The sequence below is a fragment of the Paenibacillus sp. FSL R5-0475 genome (assembly GCF_038004585.1).
In the GTDB taxonomy this organism is placed as follows: domain Bacteria; phylum Bacillota; class Bacilli; order Paenibacillales; family Paenibacillaceae; genus Paenibacillus_AQ.
In genome coordinates, this window is record NZ_JBBORK010000001.1 from 6,091,027 (window position 1) to 6,106,164 (window position 15,138).

17 protein-coding genes and 2 riboswitches are annotated in these 15,138 nt (G+C 45.3%); of the genes, 14 read left to right on the forward strand and 3 right to left on the reverse strand.

What is annotated here, in order from left to right:
• Positions 1 to 3 precede the first annotated feature (3 nt).
• From MKX41_RS27275 to MKX41_RS27315, 9 genes are all read left to right on the forward strand, one after another.
• A complete protein-coding gene (locus MKX41_RS27275) occupies positions 4 to 330 on the forward strand; it encodes a cytochrome C oxidase subunit IV family protein (RefSeq protein WP_042184535.1) in 327 nt (108 codons plus the stop codon).
• 82 nt (positions 331 to 412) lie between these two features.
• Positions 413 to 1,333 carry a cytochrome c oxidase assembly factor CtaG gene (gene ctaG, locus MKX41_RS27280; protein ID WP_076300136.1) on the forward strand — a complete coding sequence of 307 codons (921 nt, stop codon included), beginning with the start codon at positions 413 to 415 and terminating at the stop codon, positions 1,331 to 1,333.
• Positions 1,334 to 1,359: 26 nt separating this feature from the next.
• Entirely contained in the window at positions 1,360 to 1,824 is a 465-nt protein-coding gene (locus MKX41_RS27285) for a DUF420 domain-containing protein (protein ID WP_042123812.1), read from the forward strand.
• A gap of 957 nt (positions 1,825 to 2,781) precedes the next feature.
• Positions 2,782 to 3,510: a hypothetical protein gene (locus tag MKX41_RS27290; protein ID WP_339244552.1), complete on the forward strand. Its 729-nt coding sequence runs from the start codon at positions 2,782 to 2,784 to the stop codon at positions 3,508 to 3,510.
• Between the two features lie 60 nt (positions 3,511 to 3,570).
• Positions 3,571 to 3,966, forward strand: coding sequence for a GntR family transcriptional regulator (locus tag MKX41_RS27295; protein ID WP_042184543.1), 396 nt, complete (start codon positions 3,571 to 3,573; stop codon positions 3,964 to 3,966).
• A 91-nt stretch (positions 3,967 to 4,057) separates the two neighbouring features.
• Positions 4,058 to 4,915 (forward strand): ATP-binding cassette domain-containing protein, encoded by an 858-nt coding sequence (locus MKX41_RS27300; RefSeq protein WP_445671350.1) that lies wholly within the window; start codon positions 4,058 to 4,060, stop codon positions 4,913 to 4,915.
• 4 nt (positions 4,916 to 4,919) lie between these two features.
• On the forward strand, positions 4,920 to 5,822 hold the full coding sequence (locus MKX41_RS27305) for an ABC transporter ATP-binding protein (RefSeq protein ID WP_042184547.1): 903 nt from the start codon (positions 4,920 to 4,922) through the stop codon (positions 5,820 to 5,822).
• A complete protein-coding gene (locus MKX41_RS27310) occupies positions 5,815 to 7,104 on the forward strand; it encodes an ABC transporter permease (protein WP_340973954.1) in 1,290 nt (429 codons plus the stop codon). The genes MKX41_RS27305 and MKX41_RS27310 overlap by 8 nt, the downstream gene beginning before the upstream one ends.
• Positions 7,105 to 7,138: 34 nt before the next feature.
• Positions 7,139 to 7,330 (forward strand): hypothetical protein, encoded by a 192-nt coding sequence (locus MKX41_RS27315; RefSeq protein WP_042184550.1) that lies wholly within the window; start codon positions 7,139 to 7,141, stop codon positions 7,328 to 7,330.
• 98 nt (positions 7,331 to 7,428) lie between these two features.
• Here the strand turns inward: MKX41_RS27315 and MKX41_RS27320 are convergent, their stop codons facing one another.
• Genes MKX41_RS27320 through MKX41_RS27330 form a run of 3 tightly spaced genes read right to left on the reverse strand, consistent with a single transcriptional unit; the run spans position 7,429 to position 8,938 of the window.
• Positions 7,429 to 7,881, reverse strand: coding sequence for a hypothetical protein (locus MKX41_RS27320; protein WP_042184551.1), 453 nt, complete (start codon positions 7,879 to 7,881; stop codon positions 7,429 to 7,431).
• Positions 7,882 to 7,920: 39 nt separating this feature from the next.
• Complete coding sequence (locus MKX41_RS27325) at positions 7,921 to 8,430, reverse strand: hypothetical protein (RefSeq protein WP_052404137.1); 510 nt, start codon at positions 8,428 to 8,430, stop codon at positions 7,921 to 7,923.
• A 16-nt stretch (positions 8,431 to 8,446) separates the two neighbouring features.
• On the reverse strand, positions 8,447 to 8,938 hold the full coding sequence (locus MKX41_RS27330) for a hypothetical protein (RefSeq protein ID WP_340973956.1): 492 nt from the start codon (positions 8,936 to 8,938) through the stop codon (positions 8,447 to 8,449).
• A gap of 133 nt (positions 8,939 to 9,071) precedes the next feature.
• Positions 9,072 to 9,237: riboswitch (cyclic di-AMP (ydaO/yuaA leader) on the reverse strand.
• A gap of 420 nt (positions 9,238 to 9,657) precedes the next feature.
• A riboswitch (cyclic di-AMP (ydaO/yuaA leader) is annotated at positions 9,658 to 9,847 on the forward strand.
• 190 nt (positions 9,848 to 10,037) lie between these two features.
• Between MKX41_RS27330 and MKX41_RS27335 the strand changes: the two genes are divergently transcribed.
• From MKX41_RS27335 to kdpC, 5 genes are all read left to right on the forward strand, one after another.
• Positions 10,038 to 10,448: a hypothetical protein gene (locus tag MKX41_RS27335; protein WP_340973957.1), complete on the forward strand. Its 411-nt coding sequence runs from the start codon at positions 10,038 to 10,040 to the stop codon at positions 10,446 to 10,448.
• A gap of 132 nt (positions 10,449 to 10,580) precedes the next feature.
• Positions 10,581 to 10,658 (forward strand): K(+)-transporting ATPase subunit F, encoded by a 78-nt coding sequence (kdpF, locus tag MKX41_RS32370; protein WP_076101420.1) that lies wholly within the window; start codon positions 10,581 to 10,583, stop codon positions 10,656 to 10,658.
• A 12-nt stretch (positions 10,659 to 10,670) separates the two neighbouring features.
• Complete coding sequence (gene kdpA / locus MKX41_RS27340) at positions 10,671 to 12,347, forward strand: potassium-transporting ATPase subunit KdpA (RefSeq protein ID WP_340973958.1); 1,677 nt, start codon at positions 10,671 to 10,673, stop codon at positions 12,345 to 12,347.
• A 16-nt stretch (positions 12,348 to 12,363) separates the two neighbouring features.
• A complete protein-coding gene (kdpB, locus tag MKX41_RS27345; protein ID WP_042184559.1) occupies positions 12,364 to 14,397 on the forward strand; it encodes a potassium-transporting ATPase subunit KdpB in 2,034 nt (677 codons plus the stop codon).
• 55 nt (positions 14,398 to 14,452) lie between these two features.
• Positions 14,453 to 15,061 (forward strand): potassium-transporting ATPase subunit KdpC, encoded by a 609-nt coding sequence (gene kdpC, locus MKX41_RS27350; protein ID WP_340975107.1) that lies wholly within the window; start codon positions 14,453 to 14,455, stop codon positions 15,059 to 15,061.
• The last annotated feature ends 77 nt before the right edge of the window (positions 15,062 to 15,138 follow it).

Consider the following 15,138-nt stretch of genomic DNA (forward strand, 5'->3'; position numbering starts at 1 on the left):
ACTATGACGACAGATCAGCATGTGCCAGAGAATGACGGGTATAAGCATCGTCATCGGCATGAAGGGCCACAGAGGCATATTGTTGTCTTTATACTGTCCATTGTCTTGACCTTAATTGCTTTCGCCGCTGTTGCGGCTGGAGGGGTGAATGCCACCTTTGCGGTTATTCTACTCCTGGTGATGGCAGTCATTCAGGTCATTGTGCAGATGGGCTTCTGGATGCACCTGAAAGATAAAGGACATCTAATACCGATTATCTTCATGCTGGGTGGTTTTTTTACCGCCGGTACCTGTATTATTATGTCGCTGTATTGGGTTTGGTGGAATTAACGGACTATAAAGAAAGAGGCGGGCTGAGATGCCCCCTCTTTTTGGTGTTTAACTAGATCCTGCGCTAGGAGGGGTTAGGGTTATGCTCGGATTACAATATTTTAGCTTTGCAGAACTATGGAGCCCGCTTTTTCTGGCGGTCATGCTGCTGCTGACGGCGGGTTATTTCGTTTGGATTGGTCCGATTGCTGGACGTCATGCCGATTCAGTTCCGGTTCCGTTCTGGCGAAGAGCACTATTTGTGTGCGGAATGCTTGCGCTTTATCTGGCACAAGGTGGTCCTGTTAGTCTATTAGGACATATGATGTTTTCCTTCCACATGGTTAGTATGGCCTTGTCATACCTAGTGGCGGTGCCGCTGATTATGCTGGGGATTCCAGATTTTATCTGGCGCAGCATATTGAGAGTAAATCCATTTCGCCGGCTGTCTTTTTTAGCTCGACCGGTGGTAGCTGCTCTACTGTTTAATGGACTATTTTCCTTGTACCATATTCCTGTTATCCATGATTATGTGATGCTGCATTTTACCGTTCACCGAATCTACTATATTGTTTTATTCCTAACAGCTGCCTTAATGTGGTGGACATTGATCAATCCGCTACCGGAGCGCCGAATGGCGAGTGGACTGGGCAAGATTGGGTTTATTTTTCTAAACATGGTATTGCTGACACCAGCTTGCGGACTGATTATTTTTGCAGATCAACCGCTCTATGCTACTTACAGTGATCCGGAGACTTGGGCACTTGCCATGGGCTATTGTATATCGGGTGATCCTTCTGCCTTACTTCAGAATTTTGGGGGTCCTGCGTTCTTTTCATTGTTGTCACCAAAAGTGGATCAGCAGGTGGGAGGTATCGCGATGAAGTTCATTCAGGAATTTATTTTTGCCTCTATGCTTGCTTATGTGTTCTATCATTGGTATAAAAAAGAGAACGGACAAGAGGGCGATGAATTATCGACGCCTTCCTCAGCACTCGAGGAGAGCACCTTGACCCGTGCATAACTGGTAGACTGCCAAGGAGGAGAATCATGGATATTTTTACGGTGTTTCCAACTATTAGCACATCGTTCATCGTGCTTAGTGCGGTGCTCGTAGCTATTGGCTGGTGGCTCATCATTAAGGGCAAACGCGAGGCGCACAAGAAGACGATGATTGCTGCTGCAATCGCCGCGCTCCTGTTTTTTATTGTTTACGTATCTAGAACGTTGTTTGTGGGAAACACCTCATGGGGCGGACCTGATGAACTTCAGACGATTTATCAAGTGTTTCTGATCTTCCATATCGTGCTGGCAACGGTAGCTGCGGTATTCGGACTTACTACGTTAACTCTTGGATTTAAGGCGAAGTACTCCAAGCACCGTAAGTGGGGCAGAGTGACATCTATAATCTGGTTCATTACTGCGATTACTGGCGTTATGGTGTATGTGCTGCTTTATGTTCTGTATCCAGGTGGACACACCAAGCCGGTGTGGGAAGTTATTTTGGGCGCGTAAGATAGTTGCGTGAATAGAGCTTGTGATTGGCGTGTGAAAAGAGCATGTGAATATGCGTGCGAATCTTACATGAATTTGTGTGAATAGTAATGAAATAAGCCTGTGCATCTGTTCGTTCCTAAATAGGGATGATGGATAACGGGCTTATTTTAGTTTATGGAGTTGGGGGAGTGCTGAAGTTGTAAAATTGAACTGTGAAATCACTCGTGATATGAACAGTGGCGTGATGTGAAGCATTCTATTTACTTATTTTTAGGGAAAACCTCCCTGAAAAAGATGAGTTTTGGGCTCGGAAAACGATAATTAGGGAATTTCCCCCTGTATTTTAACCGTTTAAGCTCTAAAACGCAGAAATGGCTGAATTTATAGGGAGGAATTCCCTAAAAACGATGATTTCAGGCTAAATCCAAGTAATTAGAGGGAGATTTTCCCTAATTGTTTCTTCTACTAGCAGTTACACTCGCCGAGCGGTCACATCCACTCAGCAGTGCACCCGCCGAGCCCTCTCATCGATTGAGCGTTCACACCACCCAGTAGTATCCGCACACCCCAGGAGTCGCATCCATTAGTGGTCACACCCACAGAGGCGTCGCTCCCGCCCTTCAGTCACCCCACCGAGCCGCAACAACTGGCCCTACACCTACAACCCATTGGCGAAACAACAATGAGGCTGACCTCACTCCGCGTCCTTCGCTCACATACAGCCTCTCCATAAGTAATGTTTAATCCTCTGATTAGTTAATCCCAATAATGATCAGTTTCTCATACGTGCAAACCCTTCTCCAAAGGGACGGGGAGCGCATACCTCCTAATCAACTTGAATGTTTTCCATTTACAGGATTGACAATGGTAAATTAAGGTCATATACTGTGTATATAGATATATACAGTAAGCACAGGGATATGAACACCTGCTTCTGCTAGACGCTGAAGACATTGTAAAGCGAGGTTAGTTTTAATGAGAACATTAAAAGATTCATGGTTTATGTTGCGCTCTGATTTTCGCGGAGACAAATTAAAGATATTTGGGACCCTCGTAATAACAGTTATTTTTATGTGTTATCTTGGTGGAATGACTAGCCTGGTAGCAAATGACGTACTAGGTGAGCAGGATCGGACGATGATAACGGATTTCTTATTTCTCTCCTTCATACCCTTATTGGGATTAACATTCTCTCGCCGTTCCATGAAATATTGGAGTGAAGACTCTTACACAAAAATGTTGGTTTACTTAAGAACCTTACCAATTCCAGCTGCAGTAATATTATCGCGGAGAAAACTTCAGGGAGTTTGCTCCTTTATTCTAAATGGTACGTTATTCTTCGGTATTGTTTACTTGTTAGGGGAAAATTTCCGGACAGAGCTGGCGGTTCCCTCGTATATAGCTTTTGCCATTACATGGCTCGGCTTCGGATTCATGGTCTCAGGTCTATATATTTTTATTGAGTATCTTTTTAGCGGCAAAGCTTATCTATGGCTAACATTGCTTATCGTAGTGTTATCGTGGGGAATATCATTCCTAGTTACACTTGGGGGAGGTAATTTGTTTTTATACAGTATCTCCTATTCCAAGGAGTGGGGGCTGTTATCTCCGATCATGTGGGGATCACTTCTGCTGGGGACAATATCTGTGCAGTTATTCTCTAAATGGACTATACATCGACTGAAGAGTCGCAATCTCGTATAAAAAATCGGAATGGCAAGGACTGCGCTCTAGCACGCTAGAGTGGAAGGCGAGGTGTAAATAATGTGGATACCGGTACAAATCAACGAAAATAGTGCAGAGCCCCTCTATCATCAGATAGAGACTCAGCTTAGATCATTAATCATTAGCGGAGTCATTACAGAAGGTACGCTACTGCCCTCGATTCGTGAGTTTGCAGGAGATCTGAAATGCAGTGTAATTACAGTGCGGCGCGTATATCAGGATCTGGAGAACGAAGGTTTGCTGCGAACGAGACAAGGAACAGGTACCTTTGTATCCCACATAGGCGACGGAGCAATGGAAGAATACAAACGAGACACGGTAGGCAAAGCACTTGAAAGTGCTGTGGATATCGGCCGATCGGTACATTGCAGCAAGGATGAACTTGAGCAGATTTTTATGGAGATTGTAGAACGCAAGTATAGAGCAAAGGAATGAAAGGGGGGCGCATATTCATATGGTACAGATGGCTATAGAATTGCGGAATGTACTTAAACAGCGGCGAAACAAGACGATAGGACCGCTGACCATGAATCTGCCAAGAGGATATATTACAGCCCTGGTAGGTCAGAATGGATCTGGCAAAAGCACGCTACTGAATCTACTGATGCAGTTGACCAATCCAGAGGAAGGCGAGATATATTGGTTTGAGAACAAGTATGATAGCGGGTTGCCTCTGGAGCTGCGGCAGACCATTGCCTATGTTCCTGAGACGTCGATTACTGAGGAGAACCACTGGAATGCAGAAGAGGCCGCTCAATTTCGACAGCATTGGTATCCGAACTGGGATGAGTCGTATTTTCAGGATCTAATGGATCGCTTTGAGGTTCCATATCATATGAGGCTTTCTAAGATGTCTAAGGGTGAGCGTCGGAAATTCGAAATTGCCGCAGCACTTGCGTCACGCCCAAGTCTGCTGCTACTGGATGAACCTTCATCAGGTCTTGATCCCTTTGCCTGGAAGATTATGATCGAGACGCTGCTTAAATATATGGATGAGAACAACGCTACGATCATCATCTCTACACACATTGTGGAAGAGGTGCGGCGGTTGGCAGATTATATCATGCTTATGCATAGAGGTGAACTGCTGGGTATGGCCGAGAAAGACAGTTTATTCGGTACTTGGACCGAGGTATGGGTACAGGTTGCAGGTGAAGAGGAGCTTGCTGAGTTATCAGCGGAATTACCGGGAGGTATAAACTTTACCATGGATACACCGGGTGTAGCTTCTTTTATCATAGAACAATTTTCTAAGAACGAGAAACGCATTCAGGACTTGGGCGTAAAGGTTATCAAGAGTCGCAGTTTAGAATTGGACGAAATATTGGGTTTATGGACACAGGGACACCGTCCTATCCTGATTGATCACAAGAGAGGGGACTAGAGAAATGGAAGCCTTAAAGCTGGAAAGTGTAATGAAGCAATATGGAGAAAAAACCGCTGTAAACGGAATTAACCTAACGGTAGGCAAGGGGGAAATTTACGGATTACTGGGGGCAAATGGTGCAGGGAAAACAACCACAATGCGCATGGTGCTTGGCCTAATTTACCCTGATGGCGGGAATATTTTGTATAATGGAAAGTCGTATAACAGCGAACTTCAGCAAATCATGGGCTATCTGCCCGAAGAAAGAGGATTATATCCAAAGGTAAAGGTAAGCGATCAAATCGTCTACTTGGCACGTCTGCGCGGGATGTCGGCTAGTGATGCAGATAAGAGCCTTCGCTACTGGCTCGATCGGTTTGAGGTTCCGGATTACTACAATAAGAAGATTGAAGAGCTCTCCAAAGGGAATCAGCAGAAAATGGGCTTTATCGCCGCAGTCGTTCATAAGCCGCAAATTCTCATCCTTGATGAAGCCTTCAGTGGCTTGGACCCTGTTAACGTGGAACTACTGAAAGATACGGTAAAAGAATTGCGTGATCAAGGAACGAGTATCTTATTCTCTACTCACCGGATGGAGCATGTTGAAGAGCTTTGCCGTAATATTACGATTTTGGATCGTTCCAATACTGTCGTGCAGGGCGATATTCGTACGATTAAGAGTGGATATCCTCGTGAACAAGTATTGTTGCGTACGGATAACGAAGTGACCGGTCTAGAATCAATTGCAGGTGTAACAGCAGTACAGCGACAGGAGCGAGGTTATCTGTTGTCAATCAGTGAGATCGGCGCAGCACAACGTATCTTACAGCAGGCGATGGCGCAGGGTGAAGTGGAGCATTTTGAAATTAAGGAACCAACGTTAAATCAAATCTTTATCAGAGCGGTGGGTGAATCTCATGAATAAGATGGGGACAATTATTGGCTTTACCTTTAAAAATAAAGTAAGAACGAAATCATTCATGATTACTACGTTAATTCTAGTGTTGCTGCTCAGCATTGGGATGAATCTTCCGTACATCATCGATCAGTTTAAGGGAGATTCTACAACAAACGCAGAGACTCAAATTGCTGTGATCGCGGAAGATGGAAATCAGGCTGCAGAGTTGTTGAAGGCTTATACTTCACCTGAAGGAATGCCGCAGGCAAAAGTTGTGCAATATACTTCTGCCGACGATGCGGGGCTAAAGAAAGCTTTAGATGAAGGGACTGTAGAAGGGTATGTTACTTTTGCAGAACCGACTGGTGAAGGACTTCCACCCGTTACTTATCATAGTGAGAATGGTGAATTGAAGGGCGATGTACAAATCTATCTCCAAAATGCCCTTCAGCAGGTCAACACCCAGTTCGTCGTTGGCGACAAGCTGACGCAGGAGCAGATTGCTGCTATGTCAACACCGGTACAGATAGCTACTCAGCAGCTCAACCCTGATGGGACTGCGGGAGATAAGGATGCGTCGCAGGAATCCGCTCCACCTATTAATTACGTCATTGTATACGCCATGCTTATGCTGTTCTTCATGTCTATCATGATGACCGGTAATATGATCGCAGCTGAGATTACTTCAGAGAAGAGCTCACGGATCATGGAGATTCTGATTACAAGTGCCTCACCTTTAGCGCAAATGTTCGGTAAAGTTATCGGTGTCTTCTTAGTAGGATTATTACAAATTGGCGTCATTATCGCAGCGGTAGTTGTCAATCTTAAGCTTCCGCATAATGCAACGATTTTGAAAGATTTAGACCTGGATTTAGGCCAGCTTAATATTAACTTGTTGCTTTATGGAATTGTTCTTTATGTACTAGGTTATTTCCTCTATGCCTTGATGTATGCAGCTGTAGGTTCAATTGTCAGCCGTACAGAGGATCTTGGTCAAGCGGTTATGCCGATTATGATGTTAGGCTTCGTAGCATTCTATGTTCCACTGTTCAGTATCTCCAATGCGGACACTCTGCTGGTTAAGGTAGCGAGTTATGTGCCGTTCACCTCTCCATTGACCATGCTGCTCCGGATTGGTGTTGGTGAAGTAGCGATCTGGCAAGTTATTGTATCATTAGCCATCCTGCTTGTTACCACGTTCATCTTTGGATGGTTGGCTGCCAAGATCTATCGCACAGGCGTATTGATGTACGGCAAACGTCCAAGTATTAAAGAGATCAGAAAAGCGATGAAGGCTTACAAGATCTAAGTGGCTTCATATAAACTTTTAAGGAGTGGTAATCATGACTAAAAGTGAACAATACAATATGATGCTTTTAATGAGTTCGGTATCTCTGGCTACGGTTAGTAGAATGCTCTCGACCAATGGGTCCACTTTAATGGATTTCACTCAGGGTGTATTGACTGGGATTGCCATGGTGGGGATGATTGCGGGATTGTGGATGTACGGAAAGGCTCGTAAGAGTAAAGCGTAATAGTAGGGAAATAGGGAAAGGAAGCCGCGGCAGATGCCGTGGCTTTTTTATTTTTTGTGTATGTATCGTAAAAGTTATTTGGAAGATAGTTGAGGGAGTTAGACAACGGATAGATTACCACTAGGCAGCAAATCCTCTTGAGCAGTCAGTTGCTCCCGCACACGCCTAAGCTGTGCTTTTAGGACAGGAACACTCTTTTGCAGAATGATGCTTATTTGAGGTAAAGATAGCTTTAGGCCATACCACATCGTTTTTATAAGCTGTTCCTCCCAAGGCAATGTCTTGGCAGACAGAAGAGACCGGCGTGCGTAATAATCGGCGCATTGTCGGATACAAGAGCGGTAAGCTTCGATAGAGAATAGCTGGCTGTCGAAGCTTTTTTGACGGAATATTTTATGAAGCTCTTTAAAAGTACGGATAGTAACCTTCTCGGCTTCTACTGATTGTTGTAACAACATGGAACTGAGCGTATAGATATCATTCGTACACTTTTGAACACACTCTGCAAATATAGTTCTACGGGGTGATTCGGAAGGTAAGGGGTCAGGCATGATAAACACGATCCTTTCAGAATGGGTTATGGGATGAACTTATAATAAAGAAAAGTAAGAAATGGATTTGTTGATAAGCTCGGCGGTATCAGGTTCTGGATAACTATGTTTTTGAAGCGCTACACTGGATGGTTTATAATATAGCCGCCCTCCTTTGGAATCTCTCCCACCAGCGACAGCTCTGTACAGACGACCTTGCTCAATGTGCCCTGCCAAGGATTTACCCTGCAACTTGGCTTTTAAATCCTGTAAAGCACCTTGCACTAGCTCAAACTGAGTCTGATCCCACTCTGAACCATGGGTACGTACTTTATCTATCGCTTCCTCTAGCCGGCAATGGTATATCATTCTGAGAAAAGAACTCCATTTAATAAGGTCGAAAGTTTTGGTATTGGCAGAGATAAGACATGCCCCCCAGCTGCTACCTCCTTTACAGGTAAGTTTCAGGATGCCATAACGGCTGTCTTGATCAGCCTCCATTCCATAGTGAATAGGCTCTGGTGAATCAAAGACGAATACTTCTATGCGAGATAGTCTTCGCTGGTCCATGACAGATTTCTCCTCCTTAGGTTTCCAAAAGCTTAAGATTTACATGGTGAATGACGTTAGCCTTCTCTATACAGGCGAGCATTTCAGCTTCATTCTCACAGACTGCGGCATGCTCCAGCCATAGTCGGAATTTCTGTTTGCGTATAACGGATAAATGTAAGGGAAAGGTGTTGCGGGATCTCATTACGTACCAACCGACTGCAACGTCTTTCCACGGTTCCTTAAAAGCGGTGAGCCACGGAAAACGTTGGTGTGCTGACCAATCCTGCAGCTGTTGCTTTTCTCGGATATTTTTATATATTTCGTATATAACTGTTCGGTCCATACAGTATTCACAGGTAGATGGGCTGCTGAAATGACGAAGTGATTCAATCTGCTTCTGACCAAAAGCATAGCCGATAATAGTTCTGTGATGATCCTCTTCGAACCACAACGCTCCAAAGCAAACATAATTTAGACTTATCGGCTCAAGTAGCCCTTGCTGAGTTCCCCAATAATAGTGTTTCATTCCTTTCACCCCGTCCAGCATGCTATCACCCTATAGATTCAGGTAACGCAAAAACCGCAGCAAGAGGAGGACCTCTGCTGCGGTTTTGGAATACAGGTATACACACACCTGTGCCAAAGCGTGGCGGATCAAGGGTCTCTCTCTTTACGCTTACGAGGTTAGCTGTCGGATTCGGACGGTGAGAGTCGCCCTACCTATGTGAGACTTGAACAGTCTCCTTCGGATTCACCCCAAGTAGGCCATGTGGCCTGATGGTTCCCCCGTTCCCTGCAAATGCAGGAACTCAGCGTTGAATGTATTTTGTGAAATAGATTCAACCCGAATCATACTCTTTTCAAGGTGTTTCTGTAAAAACAGAAAGTGTTCTTTTGAGCGCAATTTAAACCAAATCCTGCCTACTACGACGAAAAAGGGAACCAAATAGGTATTTATTGCGAGTTATCGGGCTGCTTCCTCGCTTAATCTCGCTTTCTTGTTCCCTTTCTTATAAAGGCGATTTTTGGTGATTTCACTAATTGTGGTGAATAAAATCACATGGTATGACCGTTTTTCGCTAATGGATTGAAACTCGAGTAAACAAGAGATATAGAGAGATTGGATATCAAGTAAGCGCTATCCAATGCGAAAATAGTTTTTAATTTGCATTATTTTGGCATCAATCAGGTTTTACAATACTTCCTGCATAAGGGTATGATTACTCCTGTTTCAACAACAATCGAATATTTGATCCGCTTAATTTCCGATAAGGAAAGCGGGGGAACCAACAATCGGCAGACGATGTGAGAGTCGGAAGCCGGTTATGGGGTGAATCCTGTAGAAGATGCCAGTGAGCTCGCATCTATACAGGTAGGGCGACTCTCACCGCCCGAATCCGACAGCTAACCTCGTAAGCGTATGGAGAGAGGATGAGTGCAATGTGACCGCTAGCGAGCCACAGAGGAGAATCCTTTGTGGCTTTTTGCTGTGCTTTTTTAAGCAAAGCATTTATGGAAAACCTCACGAAGAGGTCGTTATATTCATCATTAGCGGTAGCTTTTCTTTCAAGACCAGGGTGATCAAGCTCTGATCTTACAAGCAAAGCATTTGAGGAGAATAAGAGATGACAGATCAGAATGAATATGTACTGGTATGTGCGCCAACGAAGGCAGGCGAACATTTTATTAAGCTTCTAAAATTCAGAGGCATTAAGATGGCCGGATTGACCAACAACTTGCCTGAGAAGGCCCTACTCGAAGAGATGGGGATTGAACAAGTTATTCTAGTTGATACCCGCCATCAGAATACTTGGTTTCGCCCGCCGTTTCCGGTAGGCCGGGTATATCTGTTCGAGAGCAGCTTTACGTTATGCTGCCGTTACATTCAGATGTGCCGTACCTGGACGACACAGCCGATTTTTGTAATTACAAGCTCAATAAATCCTAGATTGGTCTATAAAAGACTTGGCGCGAGTTATGTAATCTATTCCCACAGCGGTGATGCTGATTTTCTGGTAGATAGATCACCTCATTAAGGATAAAAGAAGGAGTGCGGAAGATATGATGGATCTGTATATGGTGGCTTCGTTAGCTGTAATTTACGGGTTGTTTTATGGATTTATGCGCTGGTGTGCAGGTGTAGTTGAGGATACGGGGAGGGATAAGCTGTGATTCTAGTAATCGCTGTTACCCTACTGCTGTTTATATATCTGGTTTATGCATTGATTCATCCGGAGAAATTTTAAGGAGGGGCATTCATGGGCATTTTGCAAATTGTTACTGTAATCGTAATTCTCATCTTGCTGGTTAAGCCGATGGGCACGTATTTATATTATGTGTTTTCTAATGAACCGAACCGTACGGATCGATGGTTTGGAGGTATGGAAAAAGGAATTTTTAAGCTGATCGGCCTGAAAAAACGTGACGGTATGTCCTGGAAGAAGTATGCGCTCAGCTTTGTTTTAACGAATATCGTACTGGTTACTTTCAGCTATATCTTTCTTCGATTGCAGCGGGGTTTACCGCTAAATCCGAATGGAATTGCGGATATGGAACAGACGCTTTCGTTCAATACGGTGATTAGTTTTATGACTAATACAAACCTGCAGCATTACAGCGGGGAGACGGGACTTTCGTATTTTTCACAAATGGCTGTCATCACGATGATGATGTTCACGTCTGCAGCGAGCGGATTTTCTGTTGCGGTTGCCTTTGTCAGAGGGATCACAGGACGGAAATCAGTCGGGAACTTCTTCGAGGATTTCGTTAAAGCACATATTCGTGTATTCATTCCTCTAGCTCTGCTGGTTTCATTGGTACTGGTAGGACTACATGTGCCGCAAACACTCAAACCATCGCTTGAAGTCACTACACTAGAGGGGCAAACGCAACAAATTGCTATCGGTCCAGTAGCTTCTCTGGAATCGATCAAGCATTTGGGCACCAATGGTGGCGGCTTCTTCGGAGCCAATTCATCGCATCCTTTTGAGAACCCTAATCCACTTACGAACGTGCTAGAGATTCTCTCTATGTGGATGCTGCCAGCTTCGCTCCCTTATATGTACGGATTGTTTGCCAAGAACAAGCGTCAGGGCTGGGTAATTTTTACCGCAATGATGACCTTGTTTGTTCTGCTATTAAGCCTAAACTTCTATGCTGAATCGAAAGGCAATCCGGCGATCAATGCACTAGGAATAGAATCTTCACAAGGTAGTATGGAAGGTAAAGAGGTGCGCTTCGGCATACCGCAGTCTTCCTTGTTTACTTCAGTAACAACCGCAGCTACGACAGGTAGTGTTAACAATATGCATGATACGCTGACGCCGCTGGGAGGCATTACGCCTCTTGCACTGATGATGCTCAACAATGTCTTCGGTGGTAAAGGTGTCGGACTGATCAATATGCTGATGTATGCGATTCTGGGTGTCTTCCTGTGCGGTCTCATGGTCGGCAGGACACCGGAGTTCCTCGGACGGAAAATAGAGGCCAAGGAGATGAAGCTGATTGCCATAGCGATCCTTGTGCATCCGTTCATTATCCTTGTGCCAACCGCAGCTGCGTTCCTGACCGATTTGGGGCAAGGGGCGATTACGAACACTGGATTCCATGGACTCAGCCAAGTGTTATATGAATATGTCTCTTCTGCCGCGAACAATGGTTCAGGATTTGAAGGGCTTGCAGACAATACAACTTTTTGGAATGTCACAACCGGGATTGTCATGCTGCTAGGTCGTTATGTCTCTATCATTGCAATGCTGGCGGTAGCAGGTTCTCTGCTTAAGAAGAAGCCGGTTCCTGAGACGATTGGCACGTTCCGCACAGACAATGGACTGTTTACGGGAATTCTGATTGGTACAGTAGTGATTATCGGTGCGTTGACGTTCCTGCCGGTCATTGTACTCGGCCCCATTGCAGAATATCTAACCTTACGGTAGGAAGAGGGAGAATAAGATGAGTACTGTAAAAAGAAAAAAGCTGCTGACGGGACCCATACTCCTTAGCGCTGTAAAGGATAGTTTTATAAAGCTTAACCCAGTAACGCTAATCAAAAATCCCGTCATGTTCGTGGTAGAGGTCGGTACGATCATTGTCCTCCTCATGGTGCTGGCTCCTGGATATTTTAATGCAGAGCAATCGATAGGCTTCAATATCACAGTGTTGTTCATTCTGCTGTTTACAGTGCTGTTTGCGAACTTCGCTGAAGCACTGGCAGAAGGCCGGGGGAAAGCCCAAGCCGATTCGCTCAAGAAAACAAAACAAGATATCACAGCTAACAAACTGGTTGGAGGAGCGGTGAAGACAGTCTCTTCCTCCGAGCTGCGTAAAGGAGATATCGTCATTGTCAGTCAGGGAGAACTCATCCCTGGTGACGGTGAGGTGATTGAAGGGCTGGCTTCCGTAGATGAATCAGCGATTACAGGTGAATCTGCACCTGTAATCAAGGAGGCTGGTGGGGACTTTGGCTCCGTTACAGGCGGTACACGGGTCGTCAGTGATGAGATTAAAGTCAGAATTACAAGTGATCCTGGTGAGTCGTTTCTAGATCGAATGATCTCTCTTGTTGAAGGGGCGAAACGTCAGAAGACACCGAATGAAATTGCGCTAAATACGCTTTTGATCAGTCTGACGCTGATTTTCTTGATTGTAGTAGTGACCTTGCGGCCGATTGCAACTTATCTAGGTGTTGATCTTGATATTCCGGTTATGATCGCCTTGTTGGTCTGTCTGATCCCGACAACTATCGGGGGACTGCTATCCGCAATCGGAATAGCGGGTATGGACCGGGTGACCCAGTTTAATGTACTCGCGATGTCTGGTAAGGCCGTTGAGGCTGCTGGCGATATTAATACGATGATCCTAGATAAGACCGGTACGATTACCTTTGGGAACCGGATGGCGAGTGAATTTGTACCAGTCGGAAATGAATCCGAAGCGGAGCTTACGGCATGGGCGGCCATCAGTTCCCTAAAGGATGAGACGCCTGAGGGACGTTCTGTAATTGAGCTGGCCAAAAAGCTGGAACGCAGCTATGACAGCAAGCTTGCTGAAGGTGGCGAATTCGTAGAGTTTAAGGCCGAAACTCGGATGAGTGGTATTGACCTGCAAGATGGACGCTGCGTACGCAAAGGTGCGGTAGACTCCGTGAAGAAATGGGTACAGTCGAAAGGCGGTGTCATTCCCGCGAACCTCGACAGTAATTCTGATGCCATCGCCCGGATGGGGGGGACCCCGTTAGCGGTTGCGGTAGACAATCGAATCTATGGACTTATTTACTTGAAGGATACCGTTAAGCCAGGCATGAAAGAGCGGTTTGATGAGCTGCGGAAAATGGGGATCAAGACCATCATGTGTACGGGTGACAATCCGCTGACCGCAGCTACGATTGCCCGTGAAGCGGGGGTAGATGATTTCATCGCTGAAAGTACACCTGAGGATAAAATAGCAGTCATTCGCCGCGAACAGAACGAGGGCAAGCTGGTTGCGATGACCGGGGATGGTACAAATGATGCCCCTGCCCTTGCACAAGCTGATGTGGGCTTAGCCATGAATAGCGGCACTACAGCTGCTAAGGAAGCAGCAAATATGGTCGATTTGGACTCCGACCCTTCGAAGATTATAGAGGTCGTAGCGATTGGTAAACAGCTGCTGATGACGCGGGGTGCGTTAACAACCTTTAGTATCGCGAATGATATCGCGAAGTATTTCGCTATTATTCCGGCGATGTTCATGCTCGCCATTCCTGAAATGGAAGCCCTGAATGTAATGGGACTAGGCTCGCCAAGCTCGGCTATAATATCCGCCTTAATATTTAATGCGATTATTATTCCGCTGCTCATCCCACTGGCTATGAAGGGTGTGTCGTATAAAGCTATGAGCTCTACGAAGCTGCTTGGACGTAATATATTTATCTATGGGCTAGGCGGAGTGGTTGTTCCATTTGCTGGCATCAAGCTCATTGATATGATCGTAAGTGTATGGATTTAACGACGTGTTGACTAATCATTGAAAGGGTGAGAGCATCGTGAATAACGGAAACGCCATGGAGGACACTGAAGAGCAGTTATCATCATCGAAAGGTGCTTATTTCTTTATTATTGTGCGACTAAGTTTAGTATTTATTGTTCTCTGCGGAGTGATCTATCCTCTGACAACTACAGCGCTTGCCCAGGTTCTAATGCCGTCGCAAGCGAACGGCAGCTTGCTTAAGAATGATGCTGGAGTAGTTGTAGGCTCGGAACTCATTGGGCAGAACTTTACGAACCCAGCACTATTTCATGGTCGTGTGTCTAGTATTGAGTATAAAGCAGAAGCCTCAGGGTCCAATAACTACGCTCCATCCAATCCGGATATGCTGCAGCGGACAAAGGATTTCATTACGCAGTGGAAGCTCGATAATCCGGATGTGCCCGTGAACAAATTGCCAGTTGATTTGGTCACCAACTCGGGTTCGGGGCTTGATCCGCATATCACACCAGCTTCAGCTATGGTGCAGATTCCTCGGATTAGCAATTTAACCGGTATTCCTGCGAAACAGCTGGAAGAGCTCGTAAATAAGCATACCGAGGGTCGTGACTTAGGGTTGTTTGGTGAAGAACGGGTCAATGTGTTGAAGCTGAACATGGATCTAGTGAAACTAGCGAACAAATAAATATAGTAAATGTCCCTGCCAGATCTCTAGAATCGGGCAGGGATATCTTGCTTTCTAAAATATAAGAAAGTATAAGT

Coding starts and splice junctions, on each gene's coding strand:
- MKX41_RS27315 (WP_042184550.1), top strand. CDS start 7,139: ATGACTAAAAGTGAACAATACAATATGATGCTTTTAATGAGTTCGGTA.
- MKX41_RS27330 (WP_340973956.1), bottom strand. CDS start 8,938: ATGAAACACTATTATTGGGGAACTCAGCAAGGGCTACTTGAGCCGATA.
- MKX41_RS27275 (WP_042184535.1), top strand. CDS start 4: ATGACGACAGATCAGCATGTGCCAGAGAATGACGGGTATAAGCATCGT.
- MKX41_RS27285 (WP_042123812.1), top strand. CDS start 1,360: ATGGATATTTTTACGGTGTTTCCAACTATTAGCACATCGTTCATCGTG.
- ctaG (WP_076300136.1), top strand. CDS start 413: ATGCTCGGATTACAATATTTTAGCTTTGCAGAACTATGGAGCCCGCTT.
- MKX41_RS27300 (WP_445671350.1), top strand. CDS start 4,058: ATGAATCTGCCAAGAGGATATATTACAGCCCTGGTAGGTCAGAATGGA.
- kdpC (WP_340975107.1), top strand. CDS start 14,453: ATGGAGGACACTGAAGAGCAGTTATCATCATCGAAAGGTGCTTATTTC.
- MKX41_RS27335 (WP_340973957.1), top strand. CDS start 10,038: ATGACAGATCAGAATGAATATGTACTGGTATGTGCGCCAACGAAGGCA.
- kdpB (WP_042184559.1), top strand. CDS start 12,364: ATGAGTACTGTAAAAAGAAAAAAGCTGCTGACGGGACCCATACTCCTT.
- MKX41_RS27295 (WP_042184543.1), top strand. CDS start 3,571: ATGTGGATACCGGTACAAATCAACGAAAATAGTGCAGAGCCCCTCTAT.
- MKX41_RS27305 (WP_042184547.1), top strand. CDS start 4,920: ATGGAAGCCTTAAAGCTGGAAAGTGTAATGAAGCAATATGGAGAAAAA.
- MKX41_RS27290 (WP_339244552.1), top strand. CDS start 2,782: ATGAGAACATTAAAAGATTCATGGTTTATGTTGCGCTCTGATTTTCGC.
- kdpA (WP_340973958.1), top strand. CDS start 10,671: ATGGGCATTTTGCAAATTGTTACTGTAATCGTAATTCTCATCTTGCTG.
- MKX41_RS27325 (WP_052404137.1), bottom strand. CDS start 8,430: ATGGACCAGCGAAGACTATCTCGCATAGAAGTATTCGTCTTTGATTCA.
- MKX41_RS27310 (WP_340973954.1), top strand. CDS start 5,815: ATGAATAAGATGGGGACAATTATTGGCTTTACCTTTAAAAATAAAGTA.
- MKX41_RS27320 (WP_042184551.1), bottom strand. CDS start 7,881: ATGCCTGACCCCTTACCTTCCGAATCACCCCGTAGAACTATATTTGCA.